This window comes from Streptomyces sp. NPDC046203 (assembly GCF_040646255.1).
GTDB lineage: Bacteria > Actinomycetota > Actinomycetes > Streptomycetales > Streptomycetaceae > Streptomyces.
Genome location: NZ_JBEYZX010000008.1, coordinates 120,450 through 139,619, shown reverse-complemented (window position 1 = coordinate 139,619; position 19,170 = coordinate 120,450). Strand labels below are relative to the sequence as shown.

General features: G+C 74.2%; 18 protein-coding genes and 1 pseudogene. 5 read left to right on the top strand and 14 right to left on the bottom strand.

What is annotated here, in order from left to right:
- Positions 1 to 10 precede the first annotated feature (10 nt).
- The 4 genes from ABZ990_RS09650 to ABZ990_RS09635 form a co-directional block, all read right to left on the bottom strand.
- Entirely contained in the window at positions 11 to 970 is a 960-nt protein-coding gene (locus tag ABZ990_RS09650; RefSeq protein WP_361228123.1) for a DMT family transporter, read from the bottom strand.
- Between the two features lie 183 nt (positions 971 to 1,153).
- The gene (locus ABZ990_RS09645) at positions 1,154 to 1,912 is read right to left on the bottom strand and encodes a winged helix-turn-helix domain-containing protein (protein WP_361227899.1); all 759 of its coding nucleotides are present in this window, start codon (positions 1,910 to 1,912) and stop codon (positions 1,154 to 1,156) included.
- Positions 1,913 to 1,931: 19 nt separating this feature from the next.
- A complete protein-coding gene (locus ABZ990_RS09640) occupies positions 1,932 to 3,350 on the bottom strand; it encodes a HEAT repeat domain-containing protein (protein WP_361227896.1) in 1,419 nt (472 codons plus the stop codon).
- Positions 3,248 to 3,994, bottom strand: coding sequence for a TetR/AcrR family transcriptional regulator (locus ABZ990_RS09635; protein WP_361227893.1), 747 nt, complete (start codon positions 3,992 to 3,994; stop codon positions 3,248 to 3,250). Before ABZ990_RS09635 ends, ABZ990_RS09640 begins: the two co-directional genes overlap by 103 nt.
- Positions 3,995 to 4,056: 62 nt before the next feature.
- Between ABZ990_RS09635 and ABZ990_RS09630 the strand changes: the two genes are divergently transcribed.
- Positions 4,057 to 5,214, top strand: coding sequence for an acyl-CoA dehydrogenase family protein (locus tag ABZ990_RS09630; protein WP_361228120.1), 1,158 nt, complete (start codon positions 4,057 to 4,059; stop codon positions 5,212 to 5,214).
- Between the two features lie 189 nt (positions 5,215 to 5,403).
- Positions 5,404 to 6,096, top strand: a complete 693-nt coding sequence (locus ABZ990_RS09625) for a TetR/AcrR family transcriptional regulator (RefSeq protein WP_361227890.1) — start codon at positions 5,404 to 5,406, stop codon at positions 6,094 to 6,096.
- Here ABZ990_RS09625 and ABZ990_RS09620 read toward each other — a convergent pair.
- Positions 6,087 to 6,548, bottom strand: coding sequence for a MaoC family dehydratase (locus ABZ990_RS09620; protein WP_361227887.1), 462 nt, complete (start codon positions 6,546 to 6,548; stop codon positions 6,087 to 6,089). The genes ABZ990_RS09625 and ABZ990_RS09620 overlap by 10 nt on opposite strands.
- A 252-nt stretch (positions 6,549 to 6,800) precedes the next feature.
- Between ABZ990_RS09620 and soxR the strand changes: the two genes are divergently transcribed.
- Positions 6,801 to 7,265: a redox-sensitive transcriptional activator SoxR gene (gene soxR / locus ABZ990_RS09615; RefSeq protein WP_361227884.1), complete on the top strand. Its 465-nt coding sequence runs from the start codon at positions 6,801 to 6,803 to the stop codon at positions 7,263 to 7,265.
- Between the two features lie 257 nt (positions 7,266 to 7,522).
- Here the strand turns inward: soxR and ABZ990_RS09610 are convergent, their stop codons facing one another.
- The 4 genes from ABZ990_RS09610 to ABZ990_RS09595 all read right to left on the bottom strand — a co-directional run bounded on the left by ABZ990_RS09610 (position 7,523) and on the right by ABZ990_RS09595 (position 12,523).
- A complete protein-coding gene (locus ABZ990_RS09610) occupies positions 7,523 to 8,152 on the bottom strand; it encodes a hypothetical protein (RefSeq protein ID WP_361227882.1) in 630 nt (209 codons plus the stop codon).
- A gap of 153 nt (positions 8,153 to 8,305) precedes the next feature.
- Positions 8,306 to 9,586, bottom strand: coding sequence for a serine-threonine protein kinase (locus ABZ990_RS09605; RefSeq protein WP_361227880.1), 1,281 nt, complete (start codon positions 9,584 to 9,586; stop codon positions 8,306 to 8,308).
- A 155-nt stretch (positions 9,587 to 9,741) separates the two neighbouring features.
- The gene (locus ABZ990_RS09600; RefSeq protein ID WP_361227877.1) at positions 9,742 to 11,124 is read right to left on the bottom strand and encodes an erythromycin esterase family protein; all 1,383 of its coding nucleotides are present in this window, start codon (positions 11,122 to 11,124) and stop codon (positions 9,742 to 9,744) included.
- A 124-nt stretch (positions 11,125 to 11,248) separates the two neighbouring features.
- Positions 11,249 to 12,523 (bottom strand): DUF1343 domain-containing protein, encoded by a 1,275-nt coding sequence (locus ABZ990_RS09595; RefSeq protein ID WP_361227874.1) that lies wholly within the window; start codon positions 12,521 to 12,523, stop codon positions 11,249 to 11,251.
- 259 nt (positions 12,524 to 12,782) lie between these two features.
- Here ABZ990_RS09595 and ABZ990_RS09590 point away from each other — a divergent pair, with 259 nt between their 5' ends.
- Positions 12,783 to 13,556 (top strand): SDR family oxidoreductase, encoded by a 774-nt coding sequence (locus tag ABZ990_RS09590; RefSeq protein WP_361227871.1) that lies wholly within the window; start codon positions 12,783 to 12,785, stop codon positions 13,554 to 13,556.
- Positions 13,557 to 13,853: 297 nt separating this feature from the next.
- Positions 13,854 to 14,447 (top strand): TetR/AcrR family transcriptional regulator, encoded by a 594-nt coding sequence (locus ABZ990_RS09585; RefSeq protein WP_361227868.1) that lies wholly within the window; start codon positions 13,854 to 13,856, stop codon positions 14,445 to 14,447.
- A gap of 136 nt (positions 14,448 to 14,583) precedes the next feature.
- On the opposite strand, the gene ABZ990_RS09580 is transcribed toward ABZ990_RS09585, so the two are convergent.
- The 5 genes and pseudogenes from ABZ990_RS09580 to ABZ990_RS09560 form a co-directional block, all read right to left on the bottom strand.
- Complete coding sequence (locus ABZ990_RS09580; protein ID WP_361227865.1) at positions 14,584 to 15,798, bottom strand: acyl-CoA dehydrogenase family protein; 1,215 nt, start codon at positions 15,796 to 15,798, stop codon at positions 14,584 to 14,586.
- A gap of 6 nt (positions 15,799 to 15,804) precedes the next feature.
- On the bottom strand, positions 15,805 to 16,830 hold the full coding sequence (locus ABZ990_RS09575; RefSeq protein WP_361227862.1) for a phosphotransferase family protein: 1,026 nt from the start codon (positions 16,828 to 16,830) through the stop codon (positions 15,805 to 15,807).
- Between the two features lie 323 nt (positions 16,831 to 17,153).
- Positions 17,154 to 18,065, bottom strand: a complete 912-nt coding sequence (locus ABZ990_RS09570) for an MBL fold metallo-hydrolase (protein ID WP_361227859.1) — start codon at positions 18,063 to 18,065, stop codon at positions 17,154 to 17,156.
- A 108-nt stretch (positions 18,066 to 18,173) separates the two neighbouring features.
- Positions 18,174 to 18,470 (bottom strand): annotated as a pseudogene (locus ABZ990_RS09565) (DUF202 domain-containing protein); the annotation flags it as partial.
- 188 nt (positions 18,471 to 18,658) lie between these two features.
- The gene (locus ABZ990_RS09560) at positions 18,659 to 19,054 is read right to left on the bottom strand and encodes a DUF202 domain-containing protein (RefSeq protein ID WP_361227856.1); all 396 of its coding nucleotides are present in this window, start codon (positions 19,052 to 19,054) and stop codon (positions 18,659 to 18,661) included.
- Positions 19,055 to 19,170: the final 116 nt, after the last annotated feature.

Here is a 19,170-nt window from a genome sequence, read left to right as displayed (position 1 = left end):
GGTCGGACGGTCAGACGGTCTCGCGCCGCTGGTCGGGCTCGCGCCGCGCGGACCCGGCCGGGGCGGCGGCCGTCACGGCGGCCCTCGGCCGGGAGCGGGACACCGCCACGCCCGCCAGGCACAGCGCGCCGCCGGCCAGCGTGAGCAGCCCCGGCAGCTCGCCGAGGAACAGCCAGGCCATCAGCACCACCAGGGCGGGTACGGCGTACGTCGTCGCGCCCATCCGGCCCGCCGTCGTCCGGGCCAGGGCGTAGGCCCAGGTGGTGAAGGCCAGCGCGGTCGGGAAGACGCCGAGGTAGAGCATGTTCAGCGTCGCGGACAGCGGTGCCCGGCCCGCCTCCTCGACGAGCCGTCCGGCGAACGGCAGACACGCCACCGTGCCGACCAGACAGCCGAACGTCGTCACCTGGAGCGCGCTGCCGTGCGCGAGCGCCGGCTTCTGGGAGACCACCCCGCCCGCGTACGCCATCGCCGCCAGCAGGCACAGCACCACACCCAGGACGGAGGCGTGCCCGCCGCCCGATCCGCCCGACATGGAGAGCCCGACGGCGATCGCGCCCGCGAAGGACACCGCCATGCCCGCGAGCAGCCGGGGCGGCAGCGTCTCGCCGAGCACCTTGGCGCCGAGCAGGGCGATCAGGATCGGGCCGATGTTCACGACCATCGCGGCCGTGCCCGCGTCGACCTCCTGCTCACCCCAGTTGAGCACCACCATGTACGCCCCGAACCACAGGAGCCCGGATATGCCGATGCCGCGCCAGGCGGCCCGGGGCGGCAGCCCCTCGCGCCGGATCAGCAGGACGGTCCCGAGGACGAGCGATCCGGCGAGCAGCCGGCCGAGCGCGAGGGCGCCGGGGGAGTAGGCGGCTCCCGCGCTGCGGATGGAGACGAAGGCGGAGGCCCACAGGACGACGGTGACCCCGGCAGCGGCGAGCGCGCGTCGGGAGGTTCGGTTCGGCATGGTCGGCATGGTCGGCATGGCACGACGGTACGGCCGGAATCGTTCGGTGTTCACCGTACGGTCCCGGGCACGGCTCCGACCGGCGGGCGGAAGGAGTCGTTCCGGCGGGCTCCCCTGGGCTTCCCTGGGCGAGCGGGACAGCGGGACAGCGGGGCAGCGGGGCATCGCGGGCCTCCCGGACCACCACCCGGTTCAGCGCAGCGCCGCCGGTTCGATGCCGAGCAGCGACTCCAGGGCCCGCTCCCCGTCGGCGGTCACCTTCACCGCCCGCCCGGACCCGATCCGTACGCACCACCCGGCGTCCAGCGCGTGCCGGCACAGCGCCGCGCCCGCGAGGCCGGCCAGGTGCGGCCGGCGCTCGGTCCAGTCCAGACAGCCGCGGGCGACCGGCCGCCGTCCCTTCCCGCCCTGCCCCTCCTTTCCCTCCTGCTCCTTCTTCACTGCCCTACCGTCCTTGCCGGCGGGGGACGTGAGCGGCACACCGAGGGCCGCGAACCAGGCGAGGCCCCCGTCGGTGAGGGCGAACCCGGTGTCCTGGCGGAGCAGTCCGCGCGCGGTCAGGGCATCGGTGAGCGTGATGCCGAGCCGCCCGGCGAGATGGTCGTAACAGGTGCGCCCGCGCGCCATCGCCTCGCCGGCGCGCACCGCCCGCAGACCACGCGGCGGTTCGGGAACGGCCGGTTCGGAGCGGGCGGCCAGATCCTCGACGAGGTGCGCGATCCCGGGGTCGGCGAGACGTACGTACCGGTGTCGGCCCTGCCGCTCCTCCGCGAGGACCCCGCCCGCGACCAGCTTGCCCAGGTGCTCGCTCGCGGTGGAGGCGGCGACGCCCGCGTGCCGGGCCAGCTCGCCGGCGGTCCAGGCCCGTCCGTCGAGCAGCGCGAGCAGGAAGGCGGCGCGGGTCTCGTCGGCGAAGAGGGCGGCGAGGGCGGCGAGGTGTCGGGGGGCCATGGCATCAAGGATGCCGCGGTCACTGTTCGGCGGCGGCCGAAGTGTTCCCGTACCCCTGCTCGCGCCGCCGGTGCCGGTCCCACAGCCGGGACCAGCGGTGGTCGTGTTCGAGCCCGGGCCCCGGCGGCCCGATCCGGGCGTAGCCGTCGGCGGTGCGCGGATCGTCGCGGCACATCAGGCCGTACGCGGCGATCACCCGTACCAGCTGTTTCTCCTCGCCGAGCAGTCCGGCGAGCGCGTCGGCGATCTCGGGCGCGTGGTCGTCGGATTCGGACAGGCGCTCCGCCGCACACCAGCGGACCTCGGCGTCGGGGTCCCGGGCCAGGCCGACCAGGCACGCCCGAACGGCGGGGGAGCCGTCGTGCCGGCGGCCGAGTACGGCACACGCGTGACGGCGCACCGTGGCGTCCTCGTCCCGGGCCAGGGTCAGGAGCGCGGCCCGGGCGGCCGGGGCGAGCGGGCTCGCGTCCAGACAGTCCGGTACGGCCGCGCGGACGAGCGGGCTCGGGTGGTCGGCGTGCCGCAGACCGGTGGCCACCATGTCCGGGTGTTCGTGCTCGGTCCCCCAGGCGGACAGCACGTCCGCGAGGACCCGGGGGTCGCTCTCCTCCACCGCCCAGGCCGCGAGCAGTTCGCTCGTCTCCCGCTCGAAGGAGGGGGTGGTGTCCTCCCCCTCGAGGAGCGTCAGGCAGCGCAGGACGTCCGCGGCGAACCGCCGACGGTCGGGGTCCGGGTGGTGCCGCAGCGAGGCGACGGCCGACCAGGTCCGCACGCTGCGCCGCTTGGTGAGCACATGGAGCGCGCTCCCCCAGTCCACGTGATCGGGGTCGGGATGTGCCACCGCGCGGTCGGCCAGTTCCTCGACGGGGGTGAGGAGGCGCTGTGTCCATTCGAGGTCGGTGAGGATCGCCCCGTGCCCGGTGCGTACCGTGCGCCCGTCCAGGGTCAGTTCGTCGAGGTGCCCCCACCAGTCGCCGTCCTGGACCCTGGTCCGCTCCCCGGGAGCCACGAGGCACCGCTCGTACCGGTTCCGCGCGAGGGCGAGCGCCCGGTCGGCGGCGGGTCCGCGCAGCCGGAGGCCGGGGTCCTTGCCGAGGAGCCCCAGGTAGATCCCGTAGGAACCGCCCTCGATCGCCCGCAGCAGGGGAGTCGTACCGTCCGGCAGCACTCGGTCCGGGTCGGCACCCGCGTGCATCAGGGCGTCGGCGACCTGCTCGGCGTAGGCGTCGATCGCCAGGCACAGCACCGGCAGCCCGTCCTCGGCGAGCGTGTCGGGATCGGCGCCCGCGTCGAGCAGCCGTTCCACCGCCTCCGCGTCCCCCGCCCGGACCGCCGCTACGAGCTCCGCGCCGAGTCCCGTCCCGAGCCCGAGCCCGAGCCCCGTCCCGATGTCCGGCGCGCGTCCCGTGGTGCCGTCGCCGTCGCCGATGTCCCCCACCCGTCCCCCGTCCCCGTGTCGTACTGCGTCTGCAAGCCGTCGAGCAGGGCCCGCAGCCCTGTCGCGAACGCCCCCTCGTCCACCTTCTCGCGGTGTTCCGCGAGCAGATGGGCCTGGCCGAGGTGAGGGTAGTCGGCCGGGTCGTACGCGGTCTCGTCGTCGACGAAGCCTCGGGCGAAGGAGCCGAGGGCGGAGCCGGTGACGAAGTAGCGCATCAACGCGCCGATGTACGTGGCCTGGGCGGCCGGCCAGCCCGCGCGGACCATCGCCCCGAAGACCGTGTCGGCGACCTTCAGACCGGCCGGGCGGCGGCCGGGGCCCTGGGCGAGCAGAGGCACGAGGTGGGGGTGCCGGGCGAGCGCGGCGCGGTAGGAGAGGGCCCAGTCGTTCAGGGCCGTGCGCCAGTCCCGGGGGTCGTCCGGCGCGAACATCGACAGGTCGACCTTGGCGCTGACGGTGTCCGCGACCGCGTCCAGGATCTCGTCCTTGGTACGGAAGTGGTTGTAGAGGGAGGGCCCGCTCACGCCCAGTTCGGCCGCGAGGCGGCGGGTCGACAGGGCGGCGAGCCCCTCGGTGTCCACGAGCGCGCCCGCCGCCTCGACGATGAGGTCACGACTGAGGAGGGGCTTGCGCGGTCGGGCCATGGCGCACATAGTAGGCGGGACCCATAAAACTAGCAGTGTTAATTAAGCGGGCGGGTGGCGCGGTGGACCTGGGGCTCAGCGAGGAGCAGACGGCGATACGGCGGCTCGCCGAGGACTTCGTCGCCCGCGAGATCACCCCGCACGCCACCGCCTGGGACCGCGCCGAGCAGGTCGACCGGGCCATCGTCGAGAAGCTCGGAGCGGTCGGCTTCCTGGGGCTGACTCTCCCCGAGGAGTACGGCGGCTCGGGCGGCGACCATCTCTCGTACTGCCTCGTCACCGAGGAGCTGGGCCGGGGCGACTCCGCCGTCCGGGGCATCGTCTCCGTCTCCCTCGGGCTGGTCGCCAAGACCATCGCGGCCTGGGGTGACGAGGCGCAGAAGCGGACCTGGCTGCCCCGGCTCGCCGCCGGTGACGCCCTCGGCTGCTTCGGTCTCACCGAGCCGGGCACCGGCTCCGACGCCGGGAACCTCGCCACCCGCGCCGTCCACGACCCCGCCACCGGGACGTACGCGATCAGCGGCACCAAGATGTTCATCACCAACGGCACCTGGGCCGATGTCGTCCTGCTCTTCGCCCGCACCGGCGACGACCCCGGCCACCGGGGCGTCTCGGCCTTCCTCGTCCCCGCCGACACCCCCGGACTGACCCGCCGGGCCATCCACGGCAAGCTCGGCCTGCGCGGCCAGGCCACGGCCGAACTGGTTCTCGACGGCGTCCGCGTACCCGAGAGCGCGCTCCTCGGCCCCGAGGGCAAGGGCTTCGCCGTCGCCATGTCCGCGCTCGCCAAGGGCCGGATGTCGGTCGCCGCCGGCTGCGTCGGGATCGCCCAGGCCGCGCTCGACGCGGCCGTGCGCTACGCCGGCGAGCGCGAGCAGTTCGGCCGGCCCATCGCCTCGTACCAGCTGGTCCAGGAGCTGATCAGCGACATCGCCGTGGACGTCGACGCCGCCCGGCTGCTCACCTGGCGGGTCGCCGATCTGATCGACCGGGGCGAGGAGTTCGCCACCGCCGCCTCCAAGGCCAAGCTGTACGCCTCCGAGGCCGCCGTCCGGGCCGCGAACAACGCCCTCCAGGTCTTCGGCGGCTACGGCTACATCGACGAGTACCCGGTCGGGAAGCTGCTGCGCGACGCCCGCGTGATGACCCTCTACGAAGGCACGAGCCAGATCCAGAAGCTCATCATCGGGCGGGCGCTGACGAGCGTCTCCGCATTCTGAGTCCGAGGATGGCCATGGGTGCGTCCATGGGTGCGTCCATGGGGGCGGGCGCGAGCGGCCGGCCCGGCCTCCCGGCCCGGGTCTCGTTTCCCCCGTGGAGGGGCGTGACCTGCCCCGTCAGCCTCTAAGCGCTTGCTCACCTTCGTTGTATGGTGTTCGTCCCTGTGACGGCCCGAAGAGGAGAGTGCGATGAGCGCGGCGGAGGAGACGGAGAAGACGCCCGGCGGCGAGGACACTCCGTGGGTCGAGGTCACACCCGAGGCCGCCCGGCGTCTGCTGATCGCGGCCGTCGAGGCGTTCGCCGAGCGCGGCTACCACGCCACCACGACCCGCGACATCGCGGGCCGCGCCGGGATGAGCCCGGCCGCGCTCTACATCCACTACAAGACCAAGGAAGAGCTGCTCCACCGGATCAGCCGGATCGGGCACGACAAGGCCCTGGAGATCCTGCGCGACGCCGCCGACGACGAAGGAACGGCCGCCGAGCGCCTCGCCGCCGCCGTACGGTCCTTCGTCCGCTGGCACGCCGAGCGGCACACCACCGCCCGGGTCGTGCAGTACGAGCTGGACGCCCTCGTCCCCGAGCACCGCACCGAGATCGTGGCGCTGCGCCGCGAGTCGGACGCGACGGTGCGGCGGATCATCGAGGAGGGCGTGGCGAGCGGCGAGTTCGACGTCCCGGACGTGGCCGGGACGACCGTCGCCGTGCTCTCCCTCTGCATCGACGTCTCGCGCTGGTTCACCACCCAGGGCCGGCGCACCGCCGACGAGGTCGGCGCGCTCTACGCCGACCTCGTGCTGCGCATGGTGGGCGCCCGTACGGACGCCGGGGCGGACACGGACACGGACACGGGGGCGACCGGGGCCGGGGCTCAGAAGTAGTAGCGGGACACCGACTCGGCGACGCACACCGGCTTGTCGCCGCCCTCGCGTTCCACGGTCACCTTCGCCGTGACCTGCACGCCGCCGCCGGCCTCCCGCACCTCGGTGAGCACGGCGGTGGCGCGCAGCCGGGAGCCGACCGGCACCGGGGCGGGGAAACGGACCTTCTCGGTGCCGTAGTTGAGACCCATCTTCATGCCCTCGACCCGCATGACCTGCGGGACCAGCGCCGGCAGCAGCGACAGCGTCAGATAGCCGTGCGCGATCGTCCGCCCGAAGGGGCCCGCGGCGGCGCGCTCCGGGTCGACATGGATCCACTGGTGGTCGCCGGTGGCGTCGGCGAACCGATCGATGCGGTCCTGCTCGATCTCCAGCCAGTCGCTGTGCCCCAACTGCTCGCCGACCGCGGCGCGCAGCTCCTCGGCGGAGGTGAAGATCCTCGGCTCGGCCATGTTCCGCTCCCTCTCGTGCTCCTGCTCGAACGCGGGCGCACACGGGACGCATACGCCTAAGCGACTGCTCAGCATGTTGTGGGGCGGGTGGCGTCCTGTCAATGCGCCGGTCCGGGGCGGGCGGCGGGCCGGCCCCGGACCGGACCGGCGCGGACCGTTGGCGGACCAGTGGTGGACCGACGGACCGGTGGACTGGCGGTGGTCCGAACCACGACCCGTGCGTCCCACGGGGGTTGACGTAGGGTCGGGTGGGTGCCGCAGATTCCCGAGAAGATCCAAGAGCTCACCGTCGGCCAGCTGTCCGCGCGTAGCGGAGCGGCCGTCTCGGCCCTGCACTTCTACGAGTCAAAAGGGCTGATCGCCAGTCGCCGCACCAGTGGCAACCAGCGCCGCTACTGCCGGGACACCCTGCGCCGGGTCGCCTTCATCAGGGCCGCCCAGCGCGTCGGCATCCCGCTCGCCACCGTGCGCGAGGCGCTCGCCCAGCTGCCCGAGGAGCGCACCCCCACCCATGAGGACTGGGCCCGGCTCTCCAAGGCATGGCGGGCGGAACTCGACGAGCGGATAAGCCGGCTCGGCCGGTTGCGCGACCATCTGACGGACTGCATCGGCTGCGGCTGTCTGTCGCTGGAGACCTGCGTGCTGTCCAACCCCGACGACGTCTTCGGCGAGCAGATCACGGGCTCGCGCCTGCTGGGCGAGCGCAGAAAGAGCTGAGCGCGGAAGGGGCGGAGGACGGAAAGGGCCGGGCGCGACGGACGGCCGACCCGCAGCCGGCCTCGCCCTCTTCACCGGCGCCCCTCGGCGGAGCACCGGCGGGACCGATGCCCTGCCGTACCGTACGCCCGACAGCACGCCCGACCGTACGACGGACCGCGCCACGAACCGCTCCACGAACCGCGCCACGAACCGTGCGACCGGGCGGACGAGGACCCGCGAAGTCACCTGGCGAACGGCGTACGCGGCGCCCGGGCTCACGCCGCCCGCACCAGCCGGGAGACGGCCTCCTCGCGCGCACCCTCCTCGCGCGTGCGCGTCCGGGGCCGGGGTGCCAGGACGGGGCGGGGTATGCGTATGCCGCAGTCCGCGCACACCGGTCCGAACCACGGCTCGTCCCCGGTGCCTCCGGTGCGCCACTCGACGTGGGCCCCCGCGCACACCGGGCACCCATCGCCCGGCCCCCGCCGCAGCGCGGTCACCAGCCGGTCCATCACCTCCGGCAGCGGCTCCGCCGGATGACGGTCCGGGTCGTCGCAGCGGGCCACCCCGTTGCCGCCCCAGATCCGGCGGTGCCAGGCGTCGAGCGCGGCCGGTCTGCGCAGCCCGTCGCGCTTCTCCAGTCGCCGCCGCTCGGCGTACTCCGTCTCGTACGCGAGCCAGATCGCCCGGGCCCGCTCCAGCTCCTCCAGCGCGGCCACCAACCGCGCCGGATCGGCGTCCCGGTCCTCCGGGCCGAAGCCGTGCCGGCGGCACAGATGGTCCCAGGTCGCCCGGTGACCGTACGGCGCGAACCGCTCCAGGCACTTGCGCAGCGCGTACCGGCGCAAGGCCGTGTCGCACCGCGGATCGCGAACCTGTCCCGCGAGACTTCGGAACCCGGCCATGTCCTGCCACCCTCCGTCGCTGACACTTCGGCGTCATCAGAGGGACGAACGAACGGCCTTTCCTGTTCCATTTATTGATTCGATCACTCGTATGGGGGACACCGAAGCCCGGTCGACACGACGGTGTCCCGTCCCGCCGCACCCTGTCCCACCTCAGGCGAAGCGCCCGGCCCGGGCCACCACCCGGGCCAGCTCCTCGTGGCAGATGTCACTGTGCTCGGACACCACCGCGGCGGCGTCCACGTTCACACAGCCCGAGGCGGGCAGCCCGTCGCGCAGCGCCGCCGCCAGCGGGACGGCGGCCGTGCCGGGGACGGCCTGGACGCCGTCGTGGCCCACGGCCCACCAGCGGCGGTCGTCGCCGAGCAGCGAGTCGTCGTCCCGGGCCACCCGGGACGCCAGCGGGTAGAAGATCCCGAGCGCGGTGTCGTGCGCGGAGTGGCAGGCGACCAGCGGCCCGTCGATCCGCGCCTGGAGCCCCGGCAGCGAGCCGGGCCGGGCCCTGCCGTACGGCACCCGGTCGGTGAACGCGTAATGGGAGAAGGCGCCCTGGAACAGCGTCACCGACTTCACGGTCCGCACGCCCTCGGGCAGTCCGCGCAGCGCGTGCGCGACCAGCCGGCCGCCGAAGCTGTGCCCGGTCAGATGGACCCGCAGCCCCGGCGCCAGCCGGGCGAGTTCGCCGAGCAGCGGACCGAGCCCGTGCTCGCCGACCACCCCCGCGCGGCGCTTCATCGTGTAGTACGTCGCCTGCCGCAGCGCCTCCTTGGCGCCCCGCCACAGCCGCTTCACCGGATCGCCGCCGAACAACTCGGCTGCCCCCACACCCGCACCCGCGCCTGCCGCCGACCCCGCTCCCGCCACGGCATCGCGCGCGTCGGCGAACATCGCGTACACCGTCCGAGGATCCCCGACGAGGAACCCCGGCACCTCCACTCCGGCACCAGCACCGGCACCAGCGCCGGTGCCTATGCCACCCGTGCCGGGACCGGACGCGGAGCCCGGCCCGTCCGCCACCCCCGCCAACTCCCGCAGCAGCCCCGCGAACTCCGCGAACGCGGCCTCGTCCGCCGGTTCCGCCCCGGCCAGCTCCGCGAGCCGGGCGACCACCGCCGCCCGCTCCGGCACGACCGAGGCCACCGCCGCGTAGTCGGGCACCGGTTCGTCGGAGAACATCATCGAGGGCCACACCAGGCCCGCGTACCCGAGCCGTGCCGCCTTGCCCGCCACCCGGGGGAAGGGGGCGAGGAAGCGGTCGAAGAGCCCGGTGGCCGACGACGGCGTGTTGTTCCAGCCGTGCGTGAACACCACCAGGTCCGTGCATCCCTGCCGGGCGAGCGCGGCGAGCGCCCGCGCCTGCCCGGCAGGCCCGTCGCCGTCCTTGTCGAAAACGATCTGCTGGTACGGCCCGACACTCGTCACCGTCTTGGCCATGGCCCCGTCCCTCCGCGTCGAGGTGCGCCTCGCCCGCGAGCCGGGACGGCACGGCGCGGGGCCCCGGCCGTTCATGGGGCACTCGCCGCGGCCCGGCCACGGGCGTCCGCCGGGATTCTTCCCGCGCGCGGCGCCGGCCAGTCGTCGGCCCGACGTCAGTGGCGCAGCTTCGCCGCCGAGATCCGCGGGAAGTACGCGACCGCGTCGAAGGAACGGGAGAGCGACACGTCGGACACGTCACCCGGCCACGGGTACGTGGTGCCGATCGACCGGCTCGGCCGGGCGGTGGCCAGCCAGGTCCGCGCCGCCGGGGTGGCCCGGCGCGGATCGAGCAGGAAGGGACGGTCCGAGACCCGGTCCAGGACGGCCGCGTTGCTGTCCGCGCCCAGCGGCCCGACGGTGAACGTCCGTACCGGCTCGCCCTCCTCCCGCGAGTCGTGCGCGTTGAACGAGCCCTGCCCGAAGGCGGACCCGAGCGCCACGTAGTCGCGGCCGAGCGCGTCGCGCAGGAACGAGCCCTGGGTGCGCGGGTACGTGGCGGGGACCGCCGAGCGGTAGCCGACGTGGTCGTTGTGCGCGGACAGCACCATCCGGTCGCCGGTGTGCCGCTGCCACCACACGGTGTTCTCGGCCATGACCCGGTCGCGGTAGAGCATGGCCCCGGCGACACCCTCGTCGGTCATGAAGTCGTACGCATACTCCGTACCGACCTGGGCGATGGCCCGGGCGTGCTGTACGGCCCAGGTGTACGCCTCGCGCGCCGCGCGGTCCGGGCCCGCCGGGCCCTGCCGCCGGAGGAGGTCGAGCGCCTGCCGGACGTTCTCGCCCATCGCGCGCCGTTCGGCACCCGGCTTGAACATGTACGCGTTCATCCAGGCGTCGACGTCGTCACCGGTCGGCCGCGAGGTGCGGTACAGCTCGCGGAAGCGGGGGAGCAGGGCCGGACGGGTGCGGGCCACGTAGTCGGTGACCTTGTCGAAGAGGTTCGGGCCCGCGTAGCCGAGGTCGTTGCCCATGAAATGGACCGGGTGTTCCGGGTGGCGCAGGTTGTGCCGGCGCATCCAGGTGAACAGATCCAGGTATTCGGCGGTGTCCCAGAAGGCATAGGAGTTCTGGAACTCGTCCCGCATGATCGTGGCGATGTCGCCCCGGCCGTGGCGGACGTAGTCGTCGACGAGCAGGCCGGTGCTCCAGTTGGCCTCCAGCGCGAAGGTGGTGAACCCGCGCCGTTCGACCAGTTCCTCGAAGATCCGGTGCTTGGCGGCGAAGAACTCGGTGGAGCTGTGGGTGGCCTCGCCGATCCCCACCACCTTCGCCGAGCCGACGATCCGCTCCAGGGTCGGGACATCGGTCAACGGCCCTGCGGCGGCGCGGAGTTCGCGCACCGGATCGGAGGCGGACGCCGGTCCTCCGGCGGCCGGAGCGGCGATGGCGGCCGGGGCGGCGATGGCGGCGGGGGCCGGAAGGCCGACGGCGACGGCGGCCAGCAGAGCGGCGAGCGGGCGGAGGAAGCGGCGGCGGGTGCGTAACGTGTTCATGATCCCAGCCTCGCCGCCGGCCGAGGGCGGGACCATCCCGGCCCCACCCGTCACTCCAGGGGGCCAGCCCCACCCCGTAAGCCCCCCCTTCCCCGGCCGCCCTGCCAGCCGTCCCGGCGGGGCGTCAGTGGTACATCAGATACGCCTTCCGCATCGCCCGGAACGCCTTCAGGTCCGCCTCCCACGCCCCGACGACCTCGTCCACCGGCGCCCCCGCGTCGATCATCGTGCGCACCCGCGCCGAACCGGTCAGCTTGTCGATCCAGTCGTCCGGCCGCCAGGCGAACCCGCTCCACGCCCGCCGCGCCGTCACGAGCAGCGCGATCCCGGTCCGTACCGGATCGAAGGCGGCGCGATCGTGCACCATCAGCTGCACCCCGCCCACCGTCTTCCCCTGGAACTTCGAGAACGTCGGCGCGAAATACGCCTCCCGGAAGCGCACCCCCGGCAGCCCGAGCGCGCCCGCGGCCTCCGCCCACGCCCCGTCGATCCCCTCCGCGCCGAGCAGTTCGAACGGCCGGGTGGTGCCGCGCCCCTCGGAGAGATTGGTGCCCTCGAACAGACAGGTGCCGGAGTAGACCAGCGCGGTGTCCGGCGTCGGCATGTTGGGGCTCGGCGGCACCCACGGCAGCCCGGTCGCGTCGAAGAAGTCCGTCCGGTGCCAGCCGGTCGCGGCCACCGTCTCCAGGGCCACCGGCTTCGCCAGGAACTCCGCGTTGAACAGCCGGGCCAGCTCCGCGACCGTCATCCCGTGCGCCTGCGCGATCGGTTCGCGGCCCACGAAGGTCGCGTACGCCCGGTCGAGCACGGGGCCGAGGGCCGCCCGCCCGGTCACCGGGTTCGGCCGGTCCAGGACGACGAAACGTTTCCCGGCGAGCGCGGCCGCCTCCATGCAGTCGTACAGCGTCCAGATGTACGTGTAGAAGCGGGCGCCGACGTCCTGGATGTCGAAGACGACGGTGTCGACCCCGGAGGCCGTGAACACGTCCGCCAGCGGCTGCCCGCTCTTGGTGTACGTGTCGTAGACCGGCAGCCCCGTCGCCGGATCGTCGTACCGGCCCTCCGAACCGCCCGCCTGCGCCGTCCCCCGGAAACCGTGCTCGGGGCCGAAGACGGCGACCAGGTCGACCCGTTCGTCGGCGTGCATCACATCCACCAGGTGCCGGGCCTCGGCGGTGATGCCGGTCGGGTTGGTGACCACGCCGACGCGCTGCCCGGCGAGCCGCGCGTAACCGCCGTCGGCGAGCCGGTCGAAGCCGGTGCGCACCGTACGGCCCTTGCCGGGCGGCGCGTCCGCCGCCGCGGGTGCCGCGCCCGCCCCCACTCCCGCCGCCGCCACGATGCCGCCACCCGCGGCCAGCAGACCACGCCGGGACGGACCCCGCCTGGACAGGCTCATGAAGAAACCTCCTTGATCGCCTTCCCTGACATGGGCACGCACGCTAGCGTCCGCCGGGCCTTCGCGGGAGGAGGCGTGCGCGAGGAATCCCCCGGCGGGAGCGCCGAGTTCGGCTCTTCCCCGGCTCCGTACCGACCGGTTAGTCTGCGCGGGCGCCGGTCGGAGGCTGTGGACGATGACCACGGGACCGCACGGGCGTACGGCCCCGCGGACCGGCCTCGCGACCCGCGACCCGCTACCCGAGGAGAGGTGGACCCCGATGAGCGCGCTCAAGGGCAAGGGAGTGGTCGTGACCGGCGCGGCCGGCGGCATCGGCGCCGCGCTCGCCCGCCGGTTCGCCGCCGAGGGGGCGCGGGTCGTCGTCAACGACCTCGACCCCGGCCGCACCCGGGCCGTCGCCGACGAGATCGGCGCCCTCGCCGTGCCCGGCGACGCCTCCGCCGTCGTCGACGAGGCCCGCGCCGCGCTCGCGGCGACCGGCACCGGCATCGACATCTGGTGCGCCAACGCCGGACTCGGCTCGCCCGGCGACGCGTTCGCCGACGAGGAGGTGTGGGCCGCCGCCTGGGACGTCAACGTCATGGCCCATGTGCGCGCTGCCCGCGCCCTGCTCCCCGAGTGGCTGGAACGCGGCAGCGGCCGCTTCGTGTCCACCGTGTCGGCCGCCGGACTGCTCACGATGATCGGCGCCGCCCCGTACAGCGTCTCCAAGCACGGCGCGTACGCCTTCGCCGAATGGCTCTCCCTCACCTACCGCCACCGCGGTCTGAAGGTGCACGCGATCTGCCCGCAGGGCGTCCGTACGGACATGCTCGACGCCGCAGGATCGGCCGGCGAACTCGTCCTCGCCCCCACCGCCATCGAGCCCGAGGTCGTCGCCGGCGCGCTGCTCGACGCCATCGCCGCCGACCGTTTCCTCGTCCTGCCGCACCCCGAGGTCGCCGGGTACTACCAGGCCAGGGCCGGCGACCCCGAGCGGTGGATCGGCGGCATGAACCGCGTCCAGCGGACCTGGGAGGCGGCGGACGGATGACGGACCGGTGACCGGCCCCGCCTCCGGGCCGCCTCCGCCCCGCCACCGGCGGGCGACGGGCGCGCGACGGGCGGGCGGGTGACCGGCGGCCGCCCGGGCGCTCCGGTCCTGCCGCAGTCCGCACCGGCGGGAAGTGGGAAGATTCCCGTACGGGCCGCCGCGCGCGGCCTTGTGGAGGACTCCCGTACGGGACCGCGCACCGCGCGGCCCGGCACCGGGGCGACGGGTCCCGGGCGACGGGCACCAAAGGACAGCGGTCGCCGCGAGGGCGGCGGCAGGCGAGAGAGGCGGAGCGGCATGGCCAGGACGACGGACGGGAGCGGAACGCCCGTCCCCCAGAGGCTGCTGGCCGCCGCCACCCGGCTCTTCGCCGAGCAGGGCTACGACCGGACCTCCGTCCAGGAGATCGTGGAGGCGGCAGGCGTCACCAAGGGCGCCCTCTACCACTACTTCGGCTCCAAGGAAGACCTGCTCCAAGAGGTCTACGCGCGTGTACTGCGCCTCCAGCAGGAGCGGCTCGACGCCTTCGCGGGCGCCGACGCCCCGGTCGAGCGCCGGCTGCGCGACGCGGCGGCCGACGTCGTCGTCACCACCATCGAGAACCTCGACGACGCGGCGATCTTCTTCCGCTCCATGCACCACCTCAGCCCGGAGAAGAACCTGCGGGTACGGGCCGAACGGCGGCGCTACCACGAGCGGTTCCGCGCCCTGATCGAGGAGGGCCAGCGGGCCGGGGTGTTCTCCGGCGCGACCCCGGCCGACCTGGTGGTGGACTACCACTTCGGCTCGGTCCACCATCTGTCCACCTGGTACCGCCCGGACGGGCCGCTCACCCCGCAGCAGGTGGCCGACCACCTCGCCGACCTCCTGCTGCGCGCCCTGCGCCCGTAGGGGGCACCCGCAGGCCCGGGTGGGCACCGGGGGCACCCCCAGGCCCGGGTGGGCACCCCCGGCCCCGGGCGACTCCCGGCCCCCGGCGACCCCCGGCCCCCGGACTCAGGTGGGCCGGCCGGTCCCGGCCAGGGCCTCAGAGGTGACGCTTCAGCTCCCGGCGGGCCAGCGACCGCTGGTGCACCTCGTCCGGCCCGTCGGCCAGCCGCAGCGTCCGCGCCGCCGCCCACAGTTCGGCGAGCGGGGTGTCCTGCGAGACGCCGCCCGCGCCGTACAGCTGCACCGCCTGGTCGATGATGCCGACGACCGCCCGAGGGGTGGCGATCTTGATCGCCTGGATCTCGGTGTGGGCGCCCCGGTTGCCGGCGGTGTCCATCAGCCAGGCCGTCTTGAGGACGAGCAGCCGCAGCTGTTCGATCGTCACCCGGGCGTCCGCGATCCAGTTCCGCACGACGCCCTGCTGCGCGAGCGGCTTGCCGAAGGCCGTACGGGAGACCGCACGCCGGCACATCAGCTCGACCGCCCGCTCGGCCATCCCGATCAGCCGCATGCAGTGGTGGATACGGCCCGGCCCGAGACGGGCCTGGGCGATGGCGAAGCCGCCGCCCTCCTCGCCGAGCAGGTTCGCGGCGGGGACCCGGACCTGGTCGAAGACGACCTCGGCGTGACCGCCGTGGTAGTGGTCCTCGTACCCGTACACCCGCATCGCGCGCCGTACCTCGACACCGGGGGTGTCGCGCGGCACCAGGATCATCGACTGCTGGCGGCGCACGTCGGCGCCGTCCGGGTCGGTCTTGCCCATGACGATGAAGATCCGGCAATCGGGGTGCAGCGCCCCGGAGATGTACCACTTGCGGCCGTCGACGACGTACGAGTCCCCGTCCCGTCGGATCCGGGTCTCGATGTTGGTCGCGTCGGACGAGGCGACCTCGGGCTCGGTCATCGCGAACGCCGACCGGATCTCGCCCGCGAGCAGCGGCTCCAGCCACTGTTTGCGCTGCGCCTCGTCGCCGAACTGGGCGAGCAGTTCCATGTTCCCGGTGTCGGGGGCGGCGCAGTTGGTGGCGGTGGGCGCGAGCTGCGGGCTGCGGCCGGTGATCTCGGCGAGCGGCGCGTACTGGAGGTTGGTGAGCCCGGCCCCGTACTCCGTGTCCGGCAGGAAGAGGTTCCACAGGCCCCGGCGGCGCGCCTCGGCCTTCAGCTCCTCGACGACCGGCGGTACGTCCCAGGGCGAGGCGAGCGCGGCCCGCTGCTCCTCGGCGACGGCCTCGGCCGGATACACGTGCTCGTCCATGAAGGCGAGGAGCCTCGTCCGCAGTTCCTCGGTGCGGGCGTCGAACGCGAAGTCCATGGCGGATCAGCCTTCCTGGCCGCGGAGCGTGGTGAGGCCGTGCTCGATGAAGAGGGGGACGAGTTCGCCGATGCGGTCGAAGCCCGCGCCGACGGTCTGCCCCAGGGTGTAGCGGTAGTGGATGCCTTCGAGGATGACGGCGAGCTTGAACCAGGCGAAGGCCGTGTACCAGGCGAGGGAGCCGGTGTCGCGGCCGGAGCGGGCGGCGTAGCGCTCGACCAGCTCGGCGGCGGCGGGGTGGCCGGCGGCCGAGGCGGTGGTCGAGATCGGGGAGTCCGGCAGGTCGAGCGGGGTGCTGTACATGACCAGCAGACCGAGGTCGGTGAGCGGGTCGCCGAGCGTCGACATCTCCCAGTCCAGGACGGCCCTGATCTCCTCGTCGGGGCCGACGAGGACGTTGTCGAGCCGGTAGTCGCCGTGGATCACGGTGGGCGCGGGGGAGTCGGGCAGGCCCTGGCCGAGGGCGGCGTGCAGCTCGTCGATGCCGGGCAGTTCGCGGCCCCGGGACGCGGCGAGCTGCTTGCCCCAGCGGCGCAGCTGCCGGTCGAGGAAACCGTCGGGGCGCCCGAAGTCGCCGAGCCCGGCGGCGACCGGATCGACGGCGTGCAGCTCGACGAGGGTGTCGACGAGACCGAGGACGGCGGCGCGGGTGCGGTCGGCGCCGAGCGGGGCGAGCTCGGCGGCCGAGCGGTACGGGACGCCGTCGACGAACTCCATGACGTAGAACGGCGCGCCGAGCACCGACTCGTCCTCGCACAGCAGGACCGTCCCCGGCACGGGTACGGCGGTGTCGCGCAGCGCGCTGACGACCCGGTGTTCGCGCCGCATGTCGTGCGCGGTGGCGAGGACATGGCCGAGCGGGGGCCGGCGGACGACCCAGCGGCCGGTGCCGTCGGTCACCGTGTACGTCAGGTTCGACCGGCCGCCCTCGATCAGCCGGGCCTCCAGGGGGCCGGCGACCAGCCCGGGCCGCTCGCGGTCGAGGAAGCGGCGCAGCCGCTCGGGGTCGAGGCCTGGCAGGGCGGAACTCATGCGGGCGTACCTCCGGGGTCGGCGTCGCGCTCATCATGACCGACCAGTCGGTATGTCGTCCAGAGGGGTGTCCCGGGGCCTCCAGGTGTGCCCCCGGGGCCCGGACGCCCGGCCGGCCACGGGACCCCCGGACGCCGGCCCCAGGGGTGCGGGGGCCGGTGCCCGGGGGAGAGCGGGGCGCCCGGACGGCGGGTGGGCCGGATGACGGGTGGTCCGGCCGGCGCCGGTTCGGGCTGCCGGGTGTGCGGCAGGCCGCCGGGTGTCGGGTGCCGGCCGCCGGCGTCGGTTGCCGGGTGCCGGCCGCCGGGTGCCGAGTCGGGCCGTCAGGCGTGGCAGGCCACCGGCCGGCCGCCGTTCATGATGGTCATGTCCGTGAACACGGCCACCGGGTCCAGCGGGTGACCCTCCGGCAGCCCCTCCAGTTCCGCGTACGCGCGGTGCAGATTGGCCACCAGACGCTCGCTCTCCGGCCAGGTCCCGAACTCGCCCGGGTCGGCCTTGCGCGCCGTCTCCAGCGGGGAGTCCCCCCGGGCCCGGCCCTGCTCCGCGAGCTCCGTCACCCAGCGCAGATAGCGCTCGGTCGGCTCGTACGCCGAGGGGTCGGTGATCCGGCCGTGGCCCGGCACCACGATCTCCGCGTCCAGCGCGCGCAGCAGGTCGAGGGCCCGCAGCGAACCGGCGAGCGAGCCCATCGGCACGAACGGGGTGCCCCCGTTGAAGACCAGGTCGCCGGTGAACACGATGCCGTGCTGCGGGAGATGGACGATCGAGTCGCCGATGGTGTGCGCCGGACCCGGGTGGATCACCCGGACCTCGGTGTCCCCGACGTACAGCGTCAGCCGGCCCTCGTAGGTGAGGTGCGGCGGTTCGATCTCGATGTGCCCGAAGTCGTTGGCCGGCCACATCTGATGGAGCTGGTGACCGGCCGCGAGCTGCTCGGAGCGGCAGCTCGCGTGCCCGACGATCCGGGCCTCCGGGAGGAACACCCCGTTGCCGTAGGTGTGATCGCCGTGGTGATGCGTGGTCACGATGGTGCGGGGCAGGGCGAGACCCGCGCCGAGGACGGCGTCCCGCAGCAGCAGGGCGCGGCGCTCGGTGGCGGCGGTGTCGACGAGCAGACTCTCGTCGGCGTCGCCGAGGAAACCGGCGTTGTTCAGACACCAGCCGCCGTCGGGCTGGATGAAGGCATGGACCCGCGGCGCGAGCGTGACCACGTAAGGAGCGGTGGCAGACAAGGGATTCCCCCGGTTGAGAGCCCGATTGGACAGGGGAAGAGTGCCAGTCGATTCAGGCCAGGGGGAAGCGGGGGCGCCCAGGGTCCGAGGGGTGGACGGTACGGCGGCTCAGAGCAGTATGGCGACGGCGAAGCCCGCGAACGCGATCGCGCACCCCGCCGCGAGCAGCGCGCCGCGGTGGGACAGGGGCCGGGGCCGGGCGGTGTCCAGGCATCGGATACGGCGGTGGGCGACGGCCACGAGACCGAGCCAGGCCAGCGCCGAGAGGCCCACGGCGGTCATCCCGGCGGCGCTCGCGCCGTCCCGGAGCGCCTGCCGGGCGGCGAGCAGGGCCACCACCGCGGCCGACAGGGTCGTCCGGCGCCAGGCGAGCCGGGTCCGCTCGGGCTGGAGCCCCGGATCGCGGGCGGGTTCCGCTTCGGGGGCGGGCCCGGAGGCTGCGGATCCGGAGCCGCCGGAGCCTGGTTCGGCGCTGGGCTCGGGCTCGGGCTCGGAACCGGGTTCGGGGTCGGGTTCGGGGTCGGCGGGCCCGGACTCAGGGCCGGGCTCCGGGTCGGACTCCGGGTCGGACTCCGGCCCCGTGGGCGGCGGGCTCATCGCCCGGCCCAGCCGGAGAGCACGATCGCCGCCATCGCCAGCGCGACCAGCGCCACCGTCACACTCAGGACGGCCGGGAACCGGGACACCGGCAGATCCTCCCCGCGCCGCATCGCCCGCTCGGTGCGGACCCAGTGGTTCACGGCGCGCAGCGCGCACAGCACTCCGGCCACCAGCAGCGCGAGCGAGAGCGCGACCCGGAGGACCTGGTTCAGGTCCGGCAGGAACTGGGCCACGGCGAATCCGCCGCCGATCAGGGCGAGCGCCGTCCGCAGCCAGGCGAGGAAGGTGCGTTCGTTGGCCAGCGAGAAGCGGTAGTCCGGGGTCGTGCCCTCCTGCTGGAGGCGCCGAGGGGCGAACCACAGCCGCATGCTCTGTACGAAGTCGCTCACCCGGGCACCCTACCGGCGGTCGTCCACGCGTTCTGGTCCCGCCACCGGCACGCGCCGGGCCGCTCCCGCACCGACCGCCGGAACGCCATGCCGCCGGCCCGCGGGACCGCCGCGCC